At 69.6% G+C, this 19,649-nt stretch carries 15 protein-coding genes; 7 read left to right on the top strand and 8 right to left on the bottom strand.

Annotation, left to right across the window (positions count from 1 at the left end):
- Window positions 1–37: 37 nt before the first annotated feature.
- The 4 genes from FHS29_RS09475 to FHS29_RS09460 all read right to left on the bottom strand — a co-directional run bounded on the left by FHS29_RS09475 (window position 38) and on the right by FHS29_RS09460 (window position 5,077).
- On the bottom strand, window positions 38–1,081 hold the full coding sequence (locus FHS29_RS09475; protein ID WP_184690198.1) for an ABC transporter permease: 1,044 nt from the start codon (window positions 1,079–1,081) through the stop codon (window positions 38–40).
- Window positions 1,078–1,992, bottom strand: coding sequence for an ABC transporter ATP-binding protein (locus FHS29_RS09470; RefSeq protein ID WP_184690197.1), 915 nt, complete (start codon window positions 1,990–1,992; stop codon window positions 1,078–1,080). Before FHS29_RS09470 ends, FHS29_RS09475 begins: the two co-directional genes overlap by 4 nt.
- Before the next feature lie 110 nt (window positions 1,993–2,102).
- Window positions 2,103–4,427, bottom strand: a complete 2,325-nt coding sequence (locus FHS29_RS09465; protein WP_184690196.1) for a GH92 family glycosyl hydrolase — start codon at window positions 4,425–4,427, stop codon at window positions 2,103–2,105.
- A 104-nt stretch (window positions 4,428–4,531) separates the two neighbouring features.
- The gene (locus FHS29_RS09460) at window positions 4,532–5,077 is read right to left on the bottom strand and encodes an RICIN domain-containing protein (protein WP_184690195.1); all 546 of its coding nucleotides are present in this window, start codon (window positions 5,075–5,077) and stop codon (window positions 4,532–4,534) included.
- Window positions 5,078–5,189: 112 nt separating this feature from the next.
- On the opposite strand from FHS29_RS09460, the gene FHS29_RS09455 reads away from it, so the two are divergent.
- Window positions 5,190–5,912, top strand: a complete 723-nt coding sequence (locus FHS29_RS09455) for an AfsR/SARP family transcriptional regulator (protein WP_312864841.1) — start codon at window positions 5,190–5,192, stop codon at window positions 5,910–5,912.
- Between the two features lie 20 nt (window positions 5,913–5,932).
- On the opposite strand, the gene FHS29_RS09450 is transcribed toward FHS29_RS09455, so the two are convergent.
- On the bottom strand, window positions 5,933–9,139 hold the full coding sequence (locus FHS29_RS09450; RefSeq protein ID WP_312864840.1) for a GH92 family glycosyl hydrolase: 3,207 nt from the start codon (window positions 9,137–9,139) through the stop codon (window positions 5,933–5,935).
- Window positions 9,140–9,352: 213 nt separating this feature from the next.
- Between FHS29_RS09450 and FHS29_RS09445 the strand changes: the two genes are divergently transcribed.
- The 5 genes from FHS29_RS09445 to FHS29_RS09425 are packed head-to-tail and all read left to right on the top strand — an operon-like array spanning window position 9,353 to window position 14,092.
- Window positions 9,353–10,336, top strand: a complete 984-nt coding sequence (locus tag FHS29_RS09445; RefSeq protein WP_184690829.1) for a LacI family DNA-binding transcriptional regulator — start codon at window positions 9,353–9,355, stop codon at window positions 10,334–10,336.
- Window positions 10,333–11,337, top strand: a complete 1,005-nt coding sequence (locus tag FHS29_RS09440) for a class I mannose-6-phosphate isomerase (protein ID WP_184690193.1) — start codon at window positions 10,333–10,335, stop codon at window positions 11,335–11,337. The genes FHS29_RS09445 and FHS29_RS09440 overlap by 4 nt, the downstream gene beginning before the upstream one ends.
- 1 nt (window position 11,338) lies before the next feature.
- Window positions 11,339–12,100, top strand: coding sequence for an ATP-binding cassette domain-containing protein (locus FHS29_RS09435; protein WP_184690192.1), 762 nt, complete (start codon window positions 11,339–11,341; stop codon window positions 12,098–12,100).
- Window positions 12,097–13,104: an ABC transporter permease gene (locus tag FHS29_RS09430; protein ID WP_184690191.1), complete on the top strand. Its 1,008-nt coding sequence runs from the start codon at window positions 12,097–12,099 to the stop codon at window positions 13,102–13,104. Before FHS29_RS09435 ends, FHS29_RS09430 begins: the two co-directional genes overlap by 4 nt.
- A 19-nt stretch (window positions 13,105–13,123) precedes the next feature.
- Window positions 13,124–14,092: an ABC transporter substrate-binding protein gene (locus FHS29_RS09425; protein WP_184690190.1), complete on the top strand. Its 969-nt coding sequence runs from the start codon at window positions 13,124–13,126 to the stop codon at window positions 14,090–14,092.
- Window positions 14,093–14,140: 48 nt separating this feature from the next.
- Here the strand turns inward: FHS29_RS09425 and FHS29_RS09420 are convergent, their stop codons facing one another.
- A complete protein-coding gene (locus FHS29_RS09420) occupies window positions 14,141–15,145 on the bottom strand; it encodes a hypothetical protein (protein ID WP_184690189.1) in 1,005 nt (334 codons plus the stop codon).
- Between the two features lie 128 nt (window positions 15,146–15,273).
- Between FHS29_RS09420 and FHS29_RS09415 the strand changes: the two genes are divergently transcribed.
- On the top strand, window positions 15,274–16,806 hold the full coding sequence (locus FHS29_RS09415; RefSeq protein WP_184690188.1) for an alpha/beta hydrolase: 1,533 nt from the start codon (window positions 15,274–15,276) through the stop codon (window positions 16,804–16,806).
- Window positions 16,807–17,380: 574 nt separating this feature from the next.
- Here FHS29_RS09415 and FHS29_RS09410 read toward each other — a convergent pair.
- Window positions 17,381–18,034, bottom strand: a complete 654-nt coding sequence (locus FHS29_RS09410; protein WP_184690187.1) for a response regulator — start codon at window positions 18,032–18,034, stop codon at window positions 17,381–17,383.
- 9 nt (window positions 18,035–18,043) lie between these two features.
- Complete coding sequence (locus FHS29_RS09405; RefSeq protein ID WP_312864839.1) at window positions 18,044–19,615, bottom strand: GAF domain-containing sensor histidine kinase; 1,572 nt, start codon at window positions 19,613–19,615, stop codon at window positions 18,044–18,046.
- Window positions 19,616–19,649: the final 34 nt, after the last annotated feature.

Raw genomic sequence — 19,649 nt, 5'->3', positions numbered from 1 at the left:
CACCCACCCGGCGAGGACGCCCTTCACACAGGCCCGCCTAGTCCTCCCACCGGAACACCCGAGCAGCGATGAACCCCACCACCAAGGTGAACCCGATCAACACCGCCGAAGGCACCACCAACGCCTCGATACCCTTACCCCGCACCAGCACGTCCAACATCCCGTCGTTCATGTGCCGCAACGGGAAGATGTTCGACACCGCCTGAAGCCACCCGGGCGCGTTCTCCACCGGGAAGAACGTCCCCGACAAGAACGCCATCGGCATGACGATCAGGTTCGCCGCCCCACTCGCCGCTTCCTCCGTCCGGCAGAACGCGCCGACCAGCATCCCGACCGCGAAGAACGCGGTGGTCCCCAGCACCAGCAACGGCAGGGCCAGCCACCACTGCCCGGTCAGCTGCAGCCCGAACGGGGGCGTCAACGCCACCGCCACGAACATCACACCCTGCGCCACCGCCGTGCCCACGCTCACCAGCACACGCGAGCTCAGCACCGCCGTGGGGCCCACCGGCGCGAGCCGGATCCGGCGCAGCACCTGCTTCTTCCGCCACGACACCAACGTCAGCGCCGCGCCGAACACACCCGAGATCGACACCGCCCAGGACAGGATGCCCGGCGTCAGGTACTGGATCGGCTTCAGCGAAGCGTCCTCCACCGGCTTCGCCTCCAACGTGAACGCCGGCGGCACCCCGCTCTCCGCGAGGTTGATCCTGTCCACCACCCCGGACACGATGCCGATCACGGTCTGCGCCTTGACCTGGTCGCTCGCCGCGAACGTCAGCTCGACGCCGCTGCCGCCCGCCACCACCAACGCCGGCAGGTCCCCGTCGTGGACCTTCTGCCGGGCCACCTCGGCGTTGTCGTACTTCTCCAGCTCCAAGGCACCGGTCTTGTCCAGGGCCGCGACCACCGGCCCGTCACCCACCACCGCGATCTTCGTCTTGTCGTCGCTCGCGTCACGGAACAGCAACCCGAAGACGACCAGGAACATCAACGGGAAGACGAACGCGAAGAACAGCGTCATCCGGTCGCGGAGGAAACCCTTGATCATGGCCGCGGACAGGCTCTTGAACGCGGTCATGCCCGGTACTCCCGTCCGGTGAGGTCGAGGAACACGTCCTCCAAAGTGGCCGTCCGCACCTGCAACCCGTCCAAGGTGCCGCGTTCGGCCAACGCCGACAGCACCGGTGCCGGCTTGCGGGTGGAGATGGTCAGCGAGACCTCGTCCTCCTGCGCCTGCTCGACCCCGTCGATCGCCCTCGCGTCCGCCGGCGCCAGGGTGCCCTTCTGCAACACCACGTGGGTCGGTGCGTCCAGCCCCCGGACCAACGTCGCCGGCGCGTCCATGGCGAGGATCCGCCCCTTGTCCATGATCGCCACGCGATCACACAGGATTTCAGCCTCGTCCAGGTAGTGCGTGGTGTACACGATCGTCTTCCCGCGCGCCTGGATGGCCCGCAGCACGTCCCACAGGTTGCGCCGCGCCTGGGGGTCCAGCGCCGCGGTCGGCTCGTCCAGGAAGACGATGTCCGGGTCGTGGACCAGGGCGCAGGCGATGGACAGCCGCTGCCGCTGGCCGCCGGACAGCTTGTTCTCCTGCACGTCGGCCTTGTCGGTCAGGCCGACCAGCTCCAGCATGTCGACGGCCTTCGCGGCGGTCACGCCGTAGAGCGAGCCGAACGTCTGCAACTGCTCCTTGGCCGTCAGCTTCTCGAAGAAGCTGGACGCCTGGAGCTGCACGCCGATCCTGGGCAGCAGCTTCGTGTTGCGCGGCCACGGGTTCTCGCCGAGCAGCGTCACGGCGCCCGAGTCGGCCTTGCGCAGGCCCTCCACGATCTCCAGGGTGGTGGTCTTGCCCGCCCCGTTCGGCCCGAGGATGCCGAAGAACTCCCCCTCGGCGACGGTGAACGAAACACCGTCCACCGCTTTCAAGTCACCGTAGTGCTTGCGGATGTCCGCGACCACGACGGCTGGTATGCGCGCCCCTGTCATGGCTGGACCGTAGACGCCGACTGTCGGCGCGACAGTCGAACTCGGGGATTCGTTCGACGAAAGTGAACAATCGTCGCTACCTTCGACGAACGTGCTGTCGCTCTACGCGCTCAACCGCCCGCGTAGAGCGACGGCGGCGCATCTCCGGGCCGCGTTCCCCACGTCGCCTCGCCCGGATCTTCCGTCAACTCGAACACCAACCGCGCCCCGCCCACCAGCGCTTCGTAGTCCACCCACACCCGCTCGTGCGGCACCCCGCCCAGCTCCACACCTTTGACGTACCGGAGCTTGACCTCCCCGTCGCCGGCCACGCCATCGGCAGCCACGCCATCACCAACCGCGTCACTACCAGCCGCGTCACTACGAACCACATCACCAGCCGCGGAAATCTCGATGTCCCGACCGGACTCCAAGTGGACCACCGCACGCCCGAACCGAGGCGCGTGCAGCACGAACTGCCCGGTCCCCGGCGTCACCGGGTAGAACCCCAACGCGCTGAACACGTACCAAGCCGACATCGTGCCCAGGTCGTCGTTCCCGGTGACCCCGTTGGGGGCGTTCACGAACAGCGTCTGAGCCGCCCGCACCACCGCTGAGGTCTTCCACGGCTGACCGACCAACGTGTACATCCACGGCGCGTGGAGATCCGGCTCGTTGTTCGGGTTGTAGCGGAACTGGTCGTAGTAGTCATACGGCCCCACAACCCACTTCTCACGCACGGTCCTCGCCGGATCCGCCACCAAGTCGGCGTAAGCGAAGAAGTCGTCCAACCGGGCCGCTGCCCGTTCCGCGCCGCCCATCCGCTCCACCAGTCCGGGCACGTCCTGCTGCACCAACCACTGGTACTGCCAGGCGGTCCCCTCGTGGAACCCGTCCTGCCCCTGCGGCGTGAACGGCTGCAACCACTTCCCGTCCGCGAGCTTGGGACGGGGGAACCCGGTGAAGCCCCGGTCGCCCACCGAGTCGTCCCACAGCACCCGGTAGTTGAGCCCCCGCTGCCGCAGCGCGACCGCATCCCCCTCGTGCCCCAGCGCCTGCGCCATGATCGACAACGAGCTGTCCGCCAACGCGTATTCCAGCGTCGCCGACGCCCCGTGGTGCGGATCGACGTCCTGGCCCTTCTTGGGGAAGTTCTTGTCGAACTGCACGAACCCGTTCGCCAGGTACGACGGGTTCCCCACCCGCCCCTCGAACTGCGACGCCGCCGGCGGCACCTCCGTGGCGTTCTGGATCAACGCCGCATAGGCCCGGTCCTCAAGCCCTTGCAACGCGCCGAACCGCCACAGGTCCACCAGGAACGGCGTGACCGGATCCCCGGTCATCGTGTTCGTCTCCTGGTTCGCGTACGCCCACCGGGGCAGCCACCCACCCTGCTCGTGGATGGCCAACACCGACCGGGCAACGTCCTTCGCCCGATCCGGCCGGAGCAACGCCAACAGCTGGTTGTGCGCCCGATAGGTGTCCCACAGCGAGTAGTACTCGTAGTAGGTCCAGCCGTCCGCGGTGTGGACCTCGTCGTCGAACCCGCGATAGCGCCCGTCGACGTCGTTGCCCGTCAACGGTTGCAGCAGCACGTGGTAGAGCGCCGTGTAGAAGACGACACGGTCGTCACCGACCGCATCCACCTCCACAGACCCCAGTTCCCGCGCCCACAACTTCTGCGCCGCCGCCCGCAACTCGTCGAACGACTTCCCCCGGGCCTCCGCCAGATTCCCGGCCGCTCCCCGCGCGTCGACGTGCGAAATCGCCGTCATCGCGGTGACCGGCCCTTCGGCGAACGTCACCCACTGCCCCCGCAGCCCTTCCCCGCCCTCGGCCCCGCCCCAGTTGCCGGTCCGCACGAACGGCCGGTCGAACGTCGTCGTGAAGTAAGTCGTGTACGGCCGACCGCCGCAGAACGCCTGCGCCGTCACGGTCCCCGCCAACGTCCGGTCGTCCACGACCCGGACGCTGCTGCCCGACACCGGCTCCTTGTCGTTGGCCTGGCCCACGTTCACCAGCACGTGCGGGACCGCCCCGTCCGGGAACGTGAACCGCTCGACGCCCGTCCGCGTGGTGGCCGTGCTCTCCACGGTGATCCCGGACCCGAGCCGGACCCGGAAGTAGCCGGGCCGACCGACCTCGCCCTCGTGCGAGTAGGCCACGCCGTACCGCCGGTGGTCGAACACGGCCGGCAGCCCGGTGGTGGGCAGGATCGACACCAGCCCGCCCTGCTCGCCGCACCCCGCCCCGGACAGGAAGAAGTGCCCGAACCCGCGGATCGCCGGGTCGTCGTAACGCCATCCGGCGTAATGCGCGCCGATCGGGCTGGAATGGGCCATTCCGAACGGCACGGCCGCGCCGGGGAACGTGTTCCCGTCGTCCTTGCTGCCGATGAACGTGTTCACCGACGCCACTGGGTCCGTCCGCGCGTCCGCCGTCACGGGTATCACCATAGCGGCCAATACCGGCAGAACCAGTAGGCGGCGGAACACGACTCCACCATATTCCGGCGAGCGGTGTGCGGCCACCCGGGCAGGGGCAGCCGCACACGTCCGGGTCAGTACCAGCGCTGGTTGGCCCCGCCGTGCCAGTCCCACTGCACGGCCTTGGCGCCGTCCTCCCGCGACCAGCCGTGGACCTCCAGCGCCTTGCCGCTGTGCTTGCTCAGGAGCCGGATGCTGGCGGTCTCCTCGTACCAGGTCGGGATCCAACGCTGGTTGTTGCCGAAGTGGCAGTCCCACTGCACGATCTTGGCGCCGGTGTCGTTCGACCAGCCGTAGAGGTCGATGCACTTGCCGCTGTGCACGCTCTTCAGCGAGTAGGAGCCGTCACCGTGGTAGATGCCCTCGAACAGCTGGTTGTTGCCGTAGTGGCAGTTCCACTGGACGATCTCGCCGCCGTCGGCCGTGGACCAGCCGTAGACGTCCAGGCACTTCCCGCTGTGGTCGTTGCGGAAGTAGTAGGTCTCGCGCGGCGCGGAGGAGAGCCCCTGCTCAGCCGCGGAGCGGATGTGCAGGGGCTCGGCGGACGCACCGGAGGGTGCCACGAGCAGTGCGAGCACCGCCAGAGCGCCGGTCAGCAGACTCACCGTGATTCGCCTCATCGGGTCTTCTCCCAATAGTTGCGGTAACGACCGGCACAGTGTCGGGGAAAGCTCTTAAGAAGGACTGATTCTGTGCTTGACGACCGGTACGGGCAGATTGCGGGGAGCAGCGGTGAACTTCACGGTGCTGGGCGAAGTACAGGCGTGGAAAAACCACCAGGTAATTCCATTGGGTGGTCCTCGGATACGCGCGCTACTGGCTGTGCTGATTTTGGAAGCCGATCGAGTGGTGCCGGTGGAACGGATCATTCGATTGTTCTGGGGAGACGAGGTGCCGGTCACCGCGCGCAACGCCGTGCAGGGCCTGGTGGTGTCCCTGCGGCGGTCGCTGCACGTGCTGCCGGACGTCCGGCTGGTGACGCGCGGCCCCGGCTACCTGTTGCAGGTGGACCCCGATCAGGTGGACGTGTTCCGGTTCCGCCGCGAGGTGGAGAGGGCCCGCACCCTGCCCGACCCGGAGGCGGCGGACGTCCTGCGGGGGGCGCTGGCGCTGTGGCGGGGTGCGCCGCTGGCGGACATCCCCTACGAGTCGGTGCGCCTGCGCGTGGGCGGTGTGCTGGAGCAGGAGCTGCTGGCCGCCCAGGAGATGCGGGCCGAGATCGAGCTGAGGCTGGGCAAGCACCGCGACCTCGTGCCGGTGCTCGCCCGGCTGGCGGACGAGCACCCGGTCCGCGAGTCGCTGCACGGGCTGCTGATGCTCGCGCACTACCGCAGCGGGCACACCGCGGACGCGTTGGAGACCTTCCGGCAGCTCAACCGCCGACTGGTCACCGAGTACGGCATCACCACCGGCCCCGCGATGCGCGAACTGCACGAGACGATGCTGCGCTCCTAGCGCCGTCGACCCGCCACGCCCTAACCCACACCGATCGCGAAGACGTGGAACGTGCCGCCGGTGACCGACGCGGGCAAGGTCACCGACCGCACCTGCTTGGGCTGCAACGCGATCGGCGCGGTCGCGAAGACGAACACGGCGAGTTCCTGCGGCGTTCCGCCGGCGTTGTTGCGGTACGCCGTCTCGGCGACGACCCGGTTGCCGAACGACGGCGGTGTGGACGAGTTGCCGCCCAACGCCCAGTCGGAGAAGCCGACGTCCGCGGTCTGCGTGGTGCCGTCGGCGTAGGTGACGGTGAGCGTGCCGGACGCCTTGCCGCCCCCGCCGCTGCCCAACAGGCCGAGCTTCGTGCCGGTGGCGTCGACCGTCACGGTCTGGCCGGTGCTGGTGGCGTTGTCCGGCTCCCCGACCGGTGACTTCGGCCAGGTGTAGGTGATGCCGTCCTGCGTCACCGTCGCGCCGGGCAGCAATCCCTCCTCCCCCAGCGCCTCGCGCGAGTAGCTCCAGCCCTGCCCGTCGAAGTTGCCGATCGCCTGGTTGTCGTCGGGCGAGGTGCCGACGTTGTTGAACGCCGCGCGCAGGCTGCCCGGATCCGCCACCAGCACGGAGATCGTGCTGCGCTGCCCGTTGGAGAACGCGATCGGGATCCGGTGCGTCTGCTCCGCAGCGGTCGGGGCGACGTCGACCTGCACCCGTTGACCGACCTTCTCCCCCGCCGGGACGGTGATCTCCCCCTGCACCGGTGTGAGCGTGATCCCGTTGGGCGGCTGGGCGTTCCACGTCACCTTGCCGCCCTTGCCGGAGAAGTCCTGCGCCCCGATCGTCACGGTGCCCGATGCGCCGGCGGGCAGCACCAGCCGACCGGGCTCGATGAAGCCCTGCTGGCCGACCTCGCCCTCGCGGAACGACGGCGGCGCGTCGGCCGGACCGGTACCCCACGCCGTCGGCTCGGCGGACAGCCCGAACTCGACCGTGCCGCCGTTGGCCACGAGTGACTCGGGCAGCCACGTCCGGGTCTGCGCCCGGCCGTTCAGCTTCAGGCCGGAGACGTACTTGCCCGCGCCGGAGGCCTTGATCACGATCGGCTCGCCGTTCGGCCGGGTGATGGTCACCTCCTCGAACAGCGGGCTGTTGACGACGAGTTCCGCACGACCGGGGATCACCGGGTACATGCCCATCGCCGCCCACACGTACCACGAGGACATCTGCCCGAGGTCGTCGTTGCCCATCAACCCGTCGGGGCCCGGACCGAACAGCTGGTCCACCGCCCGGCGGACCACGTCCTGGGTCTTGCTCGGGGCGCCGGCCCAGTTGTAGAGCCAGAGGGTGTGCATGATCGGCTCGTTGCCGAGGAACGCGTGCGGCTCGTCGGGTCCGGCGTTGAGCTTGGTGAAGAAGAAGTCCAGCCGGTCGCGGACCTTCGCGTCGCCACCCATCGCGGTGAACAGGCCACGGGCGTTGTAGGGCACCATCCAGGTGTACTGGGCCGCGTTGCCCTCCACCCAGTTGTCCGGGTTGCCGGGGGTGAACGGCTCCACGAACGACCCGTCCCGGTTGCGGGCCTGGGTGTAGCCGGTGGCCGGGTTGAACACGTTCTGCCAGTACTGGGCGCGCTTCATGAACGTCTGCCAGGTCGCGCCGTCGCCGAGGCGGCGGGCCAGCTCGGCGATGGAGAAGTCCGCGGTGGTGTACTCCAGGGTGGTCGCGGGCGCTCCCCACACGCCCTGCGAGGCCACCGGGACGTAGCCCAGTTCCTGGTACTCCTCGAGGCCCGGTCGTTCCTCGTAGCCCTGGGTGGGCTGGGTCGCGCCGCGCAGCATCAGCAGCAGCGCCTTGTTCGCGTCGAAGTCCCTCGCCCCGAACGCATACGCGCTGGACACCATCACGTGGTACGGGTCGCCGACCATCACGCCCGTGTAGCCGTTCGCCACGGTCCAGCGGTCCCACGAGCCGCCCTGTTCGGCGAACGCCACCATGGACCGCACCATGTCCGACGATTCTTTCGGCGCTAACAGGGAAAGCAGCTGCATCTCCGAGCGGTAGACGTCCCAGCCGGAGAAGTTCGTGTAGATCGCGTGGCCTTGCTCCACCGTGTGGACGCGGCCGTCGAAACCCGGGTAGCGACCGTCCACGTCGGAGAAGACGTTGGGCTGCAACAGGGAGTGGTAGAGCGCCGTGTAGAAGGTGGTGCGCTGGGCGTCCGTGCCGCCGGTCACCTTGACCTGGTTGAGCCGGTCGTTCCACGCCTTGCGGGCGGCGGTGTGGATGGTGTCGAACGACTTGCCGGTGTTCTCCGCATCGAGGTTCTTCTTCGCGCCGTCGACCGAGACGAACGACAGGCCGACGCGCATGGTCACGTCCGGGTCGTCGAACGTCACGTAGCCACCGCTGCCCGGTCCGGACACCGTGGTGTCCTGGGTGGCGATCGGGCGCTGCTCGTTCTGCGCGGCGAGGGTCTTGCGCGCGTCACCCGACTCCCGGCGCGGCGAGCCGCCCCGTTCGCTGGTCCTGCCCGGCGTGACCGCGCCGTTCTTCCACGTGCCGACGGACGCGAACGGCTGGTCGAACCGGGCGTGGAAGTACACCCGGTAGCGGTGGTCCGCGCCGCAGAACCGGCCGCTGGTGGCCCACCCGCTGAGCGAGTCCGTGCCGATGGTGATCTCGGCGTCGTCGGTGCCCGAGATCGAACCGGAGGTGTTGACCAGCAGCGTGGACGTGGCCCCGCCGGGGTAGGCGAGGCGGCCGACGCCGGTCCGCTGGGTCACGCTGAGCTCGACCTCCGCGCCGCTGTCCAGCGCCACGCCGTAGTAGCCGGGCGTGGCGGACTCCTTGGCGTGCGAGAAGGTCGCGACGTACCGGTTCGGGTCGGCGGCGGGCGAGGTGGTCACCTCGCCGACGAACGGCATGATCGGGATGTCCTGGTACGTCGAGCAACCCGCGCCGGACAGGTGGGTGAGGCTGAAGCCCTTGATCCGGTTGTCCTGGTAGGAGTAGCCGCCGTGCTGCCGGGTCACCGTGTCCGGGCTCCACTGCACCATGCCGAACGGCACGTCCGCGCCGGGGAAGTTGTTGCCCGCGCCGCCACCGGTGCCGTGGTCGGGGCCGCCCGGTTGGGTGCCGACGAACGGGTTCACCCAGCGCGCCAGGTCATCCGATCGGGCCTGCGCCGCGACCGGTTGGACCAGTGCCAGTGCGACGACCGCCGCCGTCGCCAGTGCTGCCTTCACGAGCCCTCCTCGGTGACAACGCTGTCCACCACTTCTCGTAACTGCATACTTGCGGAGAGTGCGGAGGTGCCGTCAAGACTGTGTCCGGGTGTTGTCTCGTTCGAGACAGCGCGGGACATTGACATCACCCGGTCCCGGGTGTGTGATTCGGCGACTATGACAACGTTGTCCCCGGACGGCGCCGCCGGTGCCCGCAAGGTGCGACGCGCCACCATGAACGACGTGGCGCGGCTGGCGGGTGTCAGCATCAAGACGGTCTCGCGCGTGGTGAACGACGAGGCGGGGGTGCACCCGGCGACCGCCGAACGGGTGCTCGCGGCGATCGACCAGCTGGGCTTCCGGCGCAACCTCAGCGCGCGCAACCTGCGCCGCGGTTCGTCCACCGGCACGGTCGGCCTGGTGCTGGAGGACGTGGGCAACCCGTTCTACTCGGGCGTGACGCGGGCCGTGGAGGAGATCTCCCGGCTGCGGGGGCGGCAGGTCATCACCGGCTCGTCGGACGAGGACCCGGTCCGGGAACGCGAACTGGCGCTGGAGTTCTGCTCGCGCCGGGTCGACGGGCTGCTCATCGTGCCGGCCGGGCTCCAGCACGGGTACCTGGTGCCGGAGATGCGCGCGGGGACGCCGGTGGTGTTCCTGGACCGCCCGGCCGGTGACGTGGTCGCGGACACCGTGCTGGTGGACAACGTCGGCGGCACCACCGAGGCCGTGCTGCACCTGGCCTCGTTCGGGCACCGGCGGATCGCGTTCCTCGGTGACGCACCGGACATCTTCACCGCCAACGAACGCCTGCGCGGCTACCGCGAGGGCTGTGCGCGGGCGGGTATCGGGTTCCACGAGTCGCTGGTGGTGATGGGCCCGCACGACGAGGTGTCGGTGCGCGAGGCGTTGCACCGCTTGCGGCGCGGCGCCGACCCGGCAACGGCGGTGGTGACCGGCAACAACCGGATCACCGTGCACGCGTTGCGCGCCTTGGCCGGTGCCGCGTCGAGACCGGCCCTGGTGGGGTTCGACGACTTCGAGCTGGCGGACCTGCTGTCACCGCCGGTGAGCGTGATCGCGCACGACGCGAGCGCGCTGGGCAAGGCGGCGGCGGACCTGCTGTACGCCCGCTTGGACGGCGACGGCTCGCCGCCGCGCCGCGTGGTGCTGCCGGTGCGGTTGGTGGCACGAGGATCAGGGGAGGTTCGTGCGTGAGCAACCAGCCGATCGCGCTGCCGGCCAACCAGCCCGAGCAGTTCTACCGGGGTGGCGCGGCGATCGCGGCGCTGCGGGGCGATCCCGAGGCGGACTACGGTCCCGAGGACTGGGTGGCCTCGACCACCACCCTGTTCGGGCAGGACGAGGCGGGCCTGACCAGGCTGCCGGACGGGCGGTGGCTGCGGGACGCGGTGCGCGCCGATCCGGTGCCGTGGCTGGGTCCGGCGCACGTGGCCGAGTTCGGCGCGGACACCGCGCTGCTGGTGAAGCTGCTCGACGCGGGGCAGCGGCTGCCGGTGCACTGCCACCCGTCGAACGCGTTCGCGGCCGAGCACCTGTCCGGTCGGCACGGCAAGACCGAGGCGTGGATCGTGGTCGGCACGTCCGGCCCCGATCCCACGGTGTACATCGGCTTCCGCGACGACGTGCCCCCGTCGGACATCTCCGGGTGGGTGACCGCACAGGACTCGGCGGCCATGCTCGACGCGCTCAACCCGGTGGTGGTCAAGCCGGGTGACACGATCTTCGTGCCCGCCGGCGTGCCGCACGCCATCGGCGAGGGCGTGTTCATCGTCGAACTCCAGCAGCCGACGGACTTCTCGGTGACGTTGGAGTGGCGGGGTTTCCTGTCGGACCCGGACGCCTGGCACCTCGGCCTCGGGCAGGAGACGGCGCTGGGATGCGTCGACCTGCGGGCCAAGCACGTCGAAGACCTGCTCACCCGCACCGGCCCGCGGGTGGCGCCGTCGGTGAACCTGTTGCGCGCCAAGGCCGACCCGTTCTTCCGGGCCGACCGCCTGCACGTGTCCGGTACGCGGGCGCTGGAGCCGTCGTTCGCGGTGCTCGTGGTGCTGGAGGGCTCCGGCACGCTGGATTCCCTGCCGTTGCACCGGGGGAGCACGGTCGTCGTGCCGCACGCGGCCGGCGAGAGCGTGCTGACCGGCGACCTGGTCGCCGTCCGGTGCAGGCCGCCGTTGCCGTCGAGCCTCGGGAGCTGACATGGCCGAACCCCTGCTGGACGCTCGCGACCTGGTGAAGCACTACGGCAGCGTGGAGGCGCTGCGGGGTGCTTCGTTCACCGCGTACGCGGGCGAGGTGGTGTCGCTGATCGGCGACAACGGGGCGGGCAAGTCGACGCTGGTGAAGTGCCTGTCCGGGGCCGAGCAGCCGGACTCGGGCACCATCTCGTTCGACGGCCGGACGATCTCCCTGCCCACCCCGACGGCCGCGCGGGCGCTGGGGATCGAGACGGTGTACCAGGACCTGGCCGTGGCGCCGGACCTGGACCCGGCGGCGAACCTGTTCCTGGGCCGGGAACTGCGCAAGCCCGGGGTCCTGGGCTGGTTGGGCGTGCTGGACAAGAAGGAGATGCGCCGGCTGGCCACGTCGTCGTTCGGTGATCTCGGCGTGACGCTGCAGAGCGTGGACGTGCCGATCGGGTCGCTGTCCGGTGGGCAGCGGCAGAGCGTGGCCGTGGCCCGGAGCGTGGTGTGGGCCAGCAAGCTGGTCTTCATGGACGAGCCGACCGCCGCCCTCGGTGTGGTGCAGCGGGAACGCGTCCTGGACGTGATCAAGCGCGTGCGGGACCAGGGCATGGCGGTGGTGCTGATCAGCCACAACATGCCCGAGGTGCTGGCCGTGTCGGACCGGGTGGAGGTGCTGCGGCTCGGTCGCCGGGTGGCGCGGTTCCGGGCCGCCGACACGACGGTGGAGGAGTTGGTCGGTGCGATGACCGGTGCCCTGTCGCAGGAGGACGCATGACCTCGGACGTCCGGGAGCGGACCCTGGCCAAGCGGCTGTTCAGCGCGAACACGTTGTGGATCGCGCTGGTGCTGCTGGTGCTCATCGCGGTGTTCGGCGCCATCCGGCCGGATGCGGTCCTGACGACGTTCACCTTGCAGACGACGCTGGTCGAGACGTCGGTGCTGCTGGTGCTGTCGGTCGGCATGACGTACGTGATCATCACGTCCGGGATCGACCTGTCGGTGGGTTCGGTGCTGGTGTTCTCCGGGGTCACGTCGGCGATGACCATGAACGCGATGAACGACGGCAACGCCACCGATGCGGGCTGGGGCACCGTCCTCGTCGGACTGGTCGTGGCGTTGGTCAGCGGGGCGGCGTGGGGCCTGTTGAACGGCCTGCTGGTGGCGAAGACCGGGATCCCGCCGCTGATCGTGACCCTCGGCTCGTTCGGTGCGGCGTTGGGCGCGGGGCAGCTGATCTCCAACGGTTCCAACGTGAGCGGCGTGCCCGACGTGCTGAGCGACAACCTCGGCACGGGGACGTGGTTCGGCATCCCCAACCTCGTCCTGCTGGCGGCCGTGGTCACCGGGATCGGGGCGCTGGTGCTGGCGACCACCCGGTTCGGCCGCTACACCTACGCGATCGGCTCGAACGAGGAGGCCGCGCGGCGGGTCGGCATCGCGGTGACCGGCCACCTGGTCAAGGTCTACCTGCTGGCCGGCACGCTGGCCGGGTTGGCGGGGTTCATGGCCCTGGCCTACTTCCGGGTCGCGTCCATCACCGGGCACGACACGGACAACCTCAACGCCATCGCGGGCGTAGTGCTCGGCGGCACCAGCCTGTTCGGTGGCGCGGGCTCGATCGTCGGCACGGTGCTGGGCGTGTTCATCCCCGCCGTGCTGCGCAAGGGTTTCGTGATCGTCGGCGTGAACGTGTACTGGCAGCCGATCGCGGTGGCCATCGTGCTGGTGGCGGCGGTGTGGTTCGACCAGTCACGACGAAGGGCGCGCAATCAACGCTAGGCGAAAGGTGCGGGAGAACATGTCAACGAGGACAGTTGCCCTGCTCGGGGCGGCCCTGCTGCTGACCGCGTGCGGCGGGGGAGGGCAGATCGGCGACACCGGGGGCACCGGCGACAACAAGAAGATGGTGCTGATCCCCGGTGTCGCGGCCGAACCGTTCTACATCTCGATGGAGTGCGGCTTCCGCGAGGCGGCCAAGGCCAAGGGCTACGAGGTGGACGTCCAGGCCCCCGCGAAGTTCGACTCGACCCTGCAGACGCCGATCGTGACCGGCGTGCTGGCGAACAAGCCGGGCGCGGTGCTGATCGCGCCGACCGACGACAAGGCCATGGCCGGGCCGATGAAGCAGCTCAAGGACGCCGGCATCAAGGTGGTGGAGGTGGACACCAAGCTGGAGGACACGTCCATCGCGGTGTCCACCGTGTCGTCGAACAACGAGCAGGGCGGACAGCTGGCCGCGCGGACCCTGGCGAAGCTGGTCGGCGAGAAGCCCGGCTCGGTGCTGGTGCTCAACACCAAGGCCGGGACCTCCACCACGGACGCCCGCGCCAAGGGTTTCGAGGACGAGATCAAGAAGTTCCCGAACCTGAAGTACGTCGGCCAGCAGTACACCGACAACGAGCCGGACCAGGCCGCGTCCAAGCTCACCGCGACGCTGGCCGCGAACCCCGACCTGATCGGCGTCTTCGCGACGAACCTGAACACCGGTGAGGGCGCGGCGACCGGCCTGCGCAACGCAGGCAGGACCGGCGCGGTGAACCTGGTGGGCTTCGACGCGAGCCCCAAGCAGGTGCAGGACCTGCGCGCGGGCGCGGTGCAGGCCCTGATCGCGCAGGACCCGGCCACCATCGGCAGGACCGGGGTGGAGCAGGCCGTCGCGGCGCTGGAAGGCGGCACGGCCGAGCGCGACATCGAGACGGACCTGGTCGCGCTCACCAAGGACGACATGGACGCCAACGAGAAGTACTTCTACAAGCAGCAGTGCTGAGCCGACCGGTCGCCCGGGCCTGGTGCGCCCCGGCCCGGGCGACCCGGCTCAGGCGTCCAGGTACTTGTTGGCCAGCTCGGAGTACTCCTTCTCCAGGTCGTCGGCCAGGTAGGCGACGTACGCCCACGGCACGTCGTGCACGTGGTCGCGCATCCCGATCAGGTGCCGACGGGCGCGCGGCGCGTCGTCGGCCAACGCGAACGCCGCCGCGAACAGGTTGTGCGCCTGGAGCGACCGGGGGTGGGCGCGGGACTGCGCGGCGTCCCACTTGTCCGCCGCCGTCGCGATCTCCTCGCGCACCCGGCTGAAGTAGCGCAGCTTGAGCGTGGCGATCTTCAACGCGCTGCGCGCCTGCACCGCGTCCTCGAACTGCTCCAGGAAGATCTCGAAGTGCGCCAGGGGCAGCATGGCCACCACCGGGTCGCCCGGCTCGGACGCGTCCACGCTGCCGTGCGCGAACGCCATCATCTCCTCGGCGGACCCGCCCCACTTGGCGGCCAGGATCTGCAACCGGGTCCAGTGCGCGGGGTACAGCGACGGGCAGCGGGCCACGATCTCCCGCCACACCTCGTCCTTCTGGTCGCGGTCCACCTGGAGGCCCAGTCCGGCGGTCTGGAGCTGCGCCCACGGCACCGCGTCGCGCGGCAGCAGCTTCGCGGCCTCGTGCAGCGGGCCGACGGCCTTGCGCAGCGTGCCGAAGAACACCTTGAACCGGTCCTTGCCGACGCTGTCCGCCCGGCCCGAGCCCCGGATCGCCCAGGCCTCCCGGATGAACGCCGTGCCGGCCAGCAGCCACAGGTCGGGATCGGTGTTGGTCTTGGCCAGCTCCAGCAGTTCGTCGGCGTGCCCGATGGCGTGCTCACCCAGCACCTCGACCCGCAACGCGCGCACCTCGGGCTCGTCACGGCACTCGGCGAGCACGGTCGTGGCCGCCCTCAGGTGCCCGGCATCCATCTCCTCTGCCGCGATGTCCAGGATCGCGTCGTCGTAGGTGTGGTCCCGCACGACCTCACGCGCGACCGCGGCAGGCCGCTTCCTCCGGAATATCCCCACCCCGCCGACCTTACTTTCCCCGGGCTCCGACTGGCGTAGTGCTTTCGTAGACCCGAACACCAGTCTTTGTGCGGTTGCCGCCGACCCCGCCGCACCGATGAGGTGGTGCCACGACTGGAGGGGGATCCATGCGAAGACTGCTATTAGCCGTGTCCAGCGCCCTGCTCGCGGCGGCCGCACTGCCGGCCGTGGCCCAGGCCCAGGCCGAGGGAGAGGCCCAGGCCCAGGCGAGTCCGCACTTCACTCAGACGATCGCCTGGGGGCCGTGCACCGACCTCGGCGTGCCGGCCCTGGAGTGCGGCACGTTCACCGCCCCGCAGGACTGGCGGGCACCGCGCAACGGCAAGACCATCACCATCGCGGTGAGCCGCCTCAAGCCCAAGAGCGGTCAGGCCAAGGGCAGCGTGCTGACCAACCCCGGTGGACCGGGCGGGCCGGGCAGGCTGCTGCCCGCCATCTACCAGGGCCGGTCGAAGCTCGTGGACAACTTCGAGATCATCGGCATCGACCCGCGCGGCACCGGTGCCAGCACCAACGTGACGTGCGCGAACTTCGACTTCCTGAGCCTCGCCGACCCCCGCGACCGCAGCCGGGCGAACGTGGAGCTGATCTACGACGGCGCGGAGCTGCAAGCCGCCGCCTGCCAGCAGCGCAGCGGCGAGTTCGACAAGGTGGTGAACACCGAGCAGACCGTGAAGGACCTGGACCTGCTGCGCCACCTGCTCGGCCGGGAGAAGATCAGCTGGATCGGCTACTCGGGCGGCACCTGGATGGGCGCCTACTACGCCACCTACTTCCCGAACCGCGTCGACAAGTTCGTGCTCGACTCGAACGCCGAGTTCACCACCACGTTCCAGGACATCTTCGACGAGTTCGGGCGTGGCTTCGAACGCCGCTTCCGCGTCGACTTCCTGCCCTGGGTGGCGAAGTACGACAGCCTCTACCACCTCGGCACGACCGGCGAGCAGGTCCGCCGGAAGTACGAGGAAACCCGCGCCAAGCTGGCCGAGAACCCGATCCAGCTCCCGGACGGCGGGGTGTTCGACGGCGTGGCCCTCGACCTGACCCTGGTGCGGGCGCAGTACAGCAAGCAGGCCTTCCCGTCCGCGGCAGCCACGTTCTCCAGGGCCAGTCAGGCCTCCGACCAGGCCGCGGCAGGCACAGCGGACGTCCGCTACCCCGACGCCCCGAACGCGACCCTGTACAGCATCGCGTGCAACGACACCAGGTTCAAAGGTGGCCGTGAGTACCTGGCCAGGGAGGCGGAACGCCTCGGCAAGCAGTACCCGCTGATCGGCTACTACCAAATCCTGGCGCCGTGCGCCTTCTGGGACCGTCCGCCCCTGCACCTGAAAACCCCGACCGGCAAGGGCGTACCGCCCGTGCTCATGGTCCAGTCCGTCCGCGACCCGGCAACCCCGCTCGAAGGCGCACAACGGGCACACGAGAAGTTCGCCGACTCCCGCATGATCACCGTCGCCGACGAAGGCGACCACGGCATCTACGGCTTCGGCAACCCGTGCGTGGACGACCTGGTCGAGTCCTTCATCGTGGACGGCAAGGTCCCGCCCAAGGACGTCACGTGCCCGGGAATGCCCCTACCCGACCCCACGAGCACCACGTTCAACGCACAACCCAGCCTCGCCTCCGGCTGGCTCTGACCACGACCCACGAGGCCACAGCGCCGTGCACACCCTGCACAGCACTGTGGCCTCGTGTTCTCCCCGTATGGCCTGCCCGCAGGGCTACCGCACTTGTCCAGGTAGTGCAAGCACGCTTCACCGCTTGCACTACCTGGACAAGTGCGGTCGTCTTTGACAGGCCATGCGGGGAGAACACGACGCCCTTCCGTTTTTCCTCCCCGGAGGTCTGCCAAGCGGCGAGCGTCGCTTTTGGTTTTTAGTCTGAAAGCTAAAGCGACCCGAAACCAAGTCGCTGACCGATCCCACTAAAAGAAGAAAAGCGTCCTCGCCGGACGGGCAGACCACCAAGGATCCCACAAAACCAAAGCCTTGAAAGATACGAGCAGCAGGCTGTGTGTCATCCCCGTACGGCCTGGTCAAAAGACAACCACCCTCGTCTTGGGGGTGCAAGCGAAAAGCGTGCTTGCACCCCCAAGACAAGCGCGGTTCGCTGCGCGCAGGCCGTACGGGGATGACACACAGCCCGACCGGAGGTGTGCGCGGGGCCGCGCAGTGCCGGAGCGGGCGCCCAAGTAAAGGCCGAAGGCTGTGCTCAAAGGCCGGAGGCACCGGATTGGCGCCTGCGAGCGGCATAGACGCCGGCTTCGGTGCGGCGGTCGAACCCCAACTTGTGCAGCAGGGAAGAGACGTAGTTCTTCACGGTCTTCTCGGCGAGGTAGAGGCGTTGGGCGATCTGCCGGTTGGTCAGGCCCTCGGCGATGAGGTCGAGGATCCGGCGTTCCTGAGGGCTCAGGGCCGCATATCGCGGATCCTCCACCGGGCCCCCGCGCAGCCGTTGCAGCACAGTGGCAGTGACGCCGGAGTGCAGTAGCGAGCCGCCGGCCGCGAGCGTTCGGATGGCCGAGACCAGGTCATTTCCGGACACCTGCTTCAACATGTAGCCGGCGGCACCGGCCATGATCGCGCCGAACAAGGCCTCGTCGTCCGAGTACGACGTGAGCATCAGGCAAGCGGGCGGGGGCTGGACCACGGACCGGATCTCACGGCACACGGTCACGCCGTCGCCGTCGGGGAGCCGCACGTCGATCACGGCCACGTCGGGTCGGTGCTCGGCAGCGGCGGCGATGGCTGCCGCCGCGCTCTCCGCTTCGCCGACGACCTCGATGTCCGACTCGACGTCGAGCAGTTGGTGTAGACCACGCCGCACGATCTCGTGGTCGTCGACGAGCAGCACCGAGATGGACATGAATCCTCCCTACCCCGATACCAACGGCACGGACCACGTCACCGTTACACCCTTGCCCACTTCCGAGTGAACCTTGCAGCTACCGTCCCACCGCGCGGCCCGCGCGGCCATGTTGACCAACCCCCCGGTGTGGCGGGCGCGCCCGTCCGGCAGGCCGTCGCCGTCGTCGGACACCACCAGGTGCAGTTCGGTGGCTTCCCGGTCCACCATCACCTGCACTTCGACCTTCTTCGCGGACGCGTGCCGGGCCGCGTTCGCGAGCGCCTCCCGCAACGTGGCCAGCAGGTCCGGGCGCACGTGGTCGGGCACCAGCGAGTCGACCGGGCCGTCGGTCAGCAGCACGGGCTCGAACCCGAGCAGCCGACTGGAGTCCTGCACGATCCGCAGCAGTTGGGCGCGCAGGCCGGCCGTGCCGGCGAGCGGCTCCTGGAGGGAGAAGATCGTGCGCCGGATCTCGCGGATGGTCTGGTCGACCTCGGTCACGAAGTCGGCCAGTCGCTGAGCCACCAGGGGCTGCTCGACCAGGCCGTTCAAGCCCTGCAGCCCCAGCCCCAGCCCGAACAGCCGCTGCACCACCAGGTCGTGCAGGTCGCGGGCGATCCGGTCGCGGTCCTCCAGCACCGCCAGCCGCCGACCGGCCCCGGTGGCCCGGGTGAACTCCAGGATCAGCGCGGCCTGGCGGGCGAACGACTCGACCAGCGCCACGTCGGACGCGTCGAACGGGTGGTGGTCCCGCGACCGCGCGACCATCAGCACGCCGAGGATCCGCTCCCCCGCCGCCAACGGCACGATCACCACCGGGCCGATGCGGTCGAAGTGACCGGGCAACCCGTCCAGGACCTTCGTCCGGCCGGTCGCGAAGACCTCGCGGCTCGCGCTGCCCTCGCGCGACACCGTGAACCCGCGCAGTTCACCGTCCATGACGCGGACGGCCAACTCCCCCTGCGTGTCGGGCAGCGCCAGCACCGCGTTCACCCCGTCGGCGGCCAACCGCGCCCGCACCGCCACCAGCCGCAGCGCGTCCCGGTCCGGCGTACCGGTGAGCAGCGCGTTCGTCACCTCGTTGGACGCCCGCAGCCACACCTCGCGCTGGCGGGACTGCTCGTACAGCCGGGCGTTCTCGATCGCGATGCCGGCCGCCGCCGCGACGGCCACGACGACCTCCTGGTCGGCGCGGGTGAAGTCGGCCCCGTTCTCCTTGTCGGTGAGGTACAGGTTGCCGAAGACCTCGCCCCGGACGTGCACCGGCACGCCCAGGAAACCCGGTGCGGACGGGTCGAACGCGGTCCCCTCGAACCGGGTGTGGTGCCGCTCGTCGCCGTAGGTGAACTCCAGCAGCCGGCGGTTCGGGCCGACCACGGCCAGCGCCCCGTACCGCGCGCCGACCAGGCTGCACGACGACTCCACGATGCGGCGCAGCACGTCGGGCAGGGACAGGTCGCTGGCCAGTGAGACCACCGCGCCGAGCAGCCGCTGCATCCGCTCCTGGGAGCCGATCACCTCGGCGGTCCGGTCGGTCAGCTCGCGCAGCAGCCCGTTCAGCCGCGCGCTCGAATCCGGGGAACCAGCCAACCGACCCACCCTCCAACCAGGGAGGATCCGAGGCTAGCGCCTC

Origin of the sequence: Saccharothrix tamanrassetensis, from assembly GCF_014203665.1 — a bacterium.
Taxonomy (GTDB): domain Bacteria; phylum Actinomycetota; class Actinomycetes; order Mycobacteriales; family Pseudonocardiaceae; genus Actinosynnema; species Actinosynnema tamanrassetense.
The sequence above is the reverse complement of the archived record's forward strand: the minus strand, read 5'-3'. Positions and strand labels throughout refer to the sequence as shown.